Source organism: Terriglobales bacterium (genome assembly GCA_035457425.1).
Taxonomy (GTDB): Bacteria; Acidobacteriota; Terriglobia; order Terriglobales; family Acidobacteriaceae; genus JACPNR01.
The window spans coordinates 1-2,437 of record DATIBR010000060.1; the positions used below are offsets into that span (position 1 = coordinate 1).

1 protein-coding gene is annotated in these 2,437 nt (G+C 66.0%); it reads right to left on the minus strand.

What is annotated here, in order from left to right; genetic code table 11:
* Positions 1 to 2,185 (minus strand): hypothetical protein (locus tag VLA96_04315; protein ID HSE48411.1); only part of this gene is annotated, 2,185 nt, incomplete at its 3' end.
* Between the last annotated feature and the right edge of the window lie 252 nt (positions 2,186 to 2,437).

The following is a 2,437-nucleotide window of genomic DNA, read 5'->3' on the forward strand; positions in this document are numbered from 1 at the left end:
GGAACGGCATCCCCATCGCGAATCCCAGCGGCACCAGCACCAGCGCCGTCAGCGCCAGCTTGATGCCGAAGTCGAGCCCGACCAGCGACGTCAGCATCGGCGGCAGGACGAACAGGTAGAGCGCGATGGCCGCCACGATCGCCCCCAGCGCCCAGCGCACCCGCCGCGGGTCTTCACTTCCGATCCAGCGTCGGGCGACGATCGAACCCGCGCCGCTCGACAGCAGCATCAGGAACACCACCACGGTGAGCGCGTAGGTCGGGTGCCCGAGGAACAGGACGAAGCGCTGGATGAACGCGATCTCCACCAGGATGTAACCGAGGCCGACGGCGACGAAGTACCACAGGCCGCGCGTCCCGTGGAGCCGCGACGCAGGGTGCAGCGCCAGCGGAACGACCAGGAACCCGACCACCGCCGCCGCCGAGATGCTGAGCAGCATGAACAGCACGACGGAGCCGAGGTTGATGCGCCAGTCCATCCCCTTGCCCGTCCCGCCGAAGATGCCCTTCAGCACGTCCTTCGTCTTGATGGTGAAGAAGAAGAAGGGCGCGTTGTCGGTGACAGGCCTGATGTTGTAGGGGTAGAACCGCAGGAAAACGGCGTAGTCCATCGGGGACGCACTCGTGCTCAGTAATCGATGGAACTGGTTATCGCCGGACGGTGGATTGGAATAAGTGCCCTGCGCGAATGCCAAGGGCGGAAACTTGTGAAGACTTGGCTTGAAATCGTGAGTCTCGAAGGGGAAATAGACTGGCTTCAGAGTTGGATTTCGCTCGAGGTGCGCCCGAACCGCGTCCTCTTCTTCCTGAGTAAATGGTGAGCGCTTCACTAGGACCAATACTGGTCGGCCATCTTCATCGAGCGCACCGTCGGAAACTAGCAGAAAGTGCTTCCGGGGGTCCTTGATGCCCAGTTCCTGCAGTGCTTTCACTCCCTGGCTCACCACCCGCAGCGCTTCTCGCGGCTGCTTGAACTCCCACCTTGTGATGGCGATGAAGCCGTCGCCCTTCAGGTGCTGGAAGTACTCCTTGAACGCCTCCACCGTGTACAGGTTGTTCTCGCTCAGCGCGTAGGCGCCCGCCGCGGTCGAGGCCCAGGTGTCGACCAGTGTCATCTGGATCACGTCGTACTTGTCGTGCGAGTTCCGGATCCACGAGCGCCCGTCGGCCACGTGGATGTGCACCTCGGGGATCTCGTAAAGATGGTGCGCGTAGTCGGCGTACTCGCCGCGCATGATGCGGTCGGCGATGAGCGGATTGATCTCGATGCCGGTGACGTTCCTGCTGCCGTTGGCGACCGCGCGCAGCACGTCCACGCCGCCGCCCGGCCCGATGATGGCGTAGTCGCCCGTCGGGCGGAGCACGTTCGCCACCGCCGGCGCCGCCGCCATCAGGTCGCGCCGGTACACCGGGTCCCAGGAGTAGGGGTCGGTGTTCATGATGGCGGTCTGCGCGTCGGCGTCGATCACGATGACCTTGCCCGTGCCCTGCTTGTTGACCTCGACGCGCGAGATGGCGTTCCAGCGCGCCCACTCCATCCACGGCTGGTCGCGCCGCTGGCCCTTGGCGTACTTGATGTCGATGAGCTTGCCGGAGTAGTTCAGCGCCAGCAGGATCACGAGCAGCGTGACCAGTCCGTTGGCGAGGTGGCGCGCGCCGTCGCGCTTGGTCGCCCAGATCTGCCCGCCGACGGCCATCACGATGGCGGCGGCCACCACGGTGTTCGGCCCGCCGACAAGATTCAGCAGCGGCACCACCGCCAGGCACGCCATCGCGCCGCCGATCAGGTCGGCGCCGTAGAGCACGCCGATGGTCTTGGCCTCGCGCGCGAACACCACCGAGAACAGCACCCCGGTGAAGAAGAACGGCACCGCCGAGACCAGGTAGATGACCGTCAGCTTGAGGAAGTTCCACTTGCTCAGCTCGAGCGACACCGGCAGGTGCAGCACGACCTCGAGCACCACCACGATCGCTACCGCGTTGATGCAGCACAGCGCCGCCGCCAGCGGGCCGGTCCGCCAGCGCTCCAGCCACTGCTTGCGGACGTAGGCGAACACGCCGCCCGCGCCCAGTCCGAGCAGCGCGATCGAGATGGCCAGGAAGGCGAAGTGATAGAAGAGGACGACGGAGAACAGCCGGGTCAGCGCCAGCTCCAGCAGCAGGCTCGCCAGCGAGACGGTGAACATCCCCCAGAGCAGCTGCTTGCGCGCGAGCGGCTTGGGAGGCAGGAGCTCTTCGTCAGGGAGCAGCGCGGCGGGAATGGCGGGTTCGGACAGCGGACTAGTCCTCCAGAATGACCTGCGCCATCGCCGTCTGCTCGGTGTGGGTGAGGGACAGCGAGGCGCGCTTCGCCCCCAGGCGCTCGGCGTGCTGCTGGACGCGCCCGGTGAAGCGCACCGTGGGCCGGCCGCCGGGTTCGCGCCCGACCTCGATCTCGC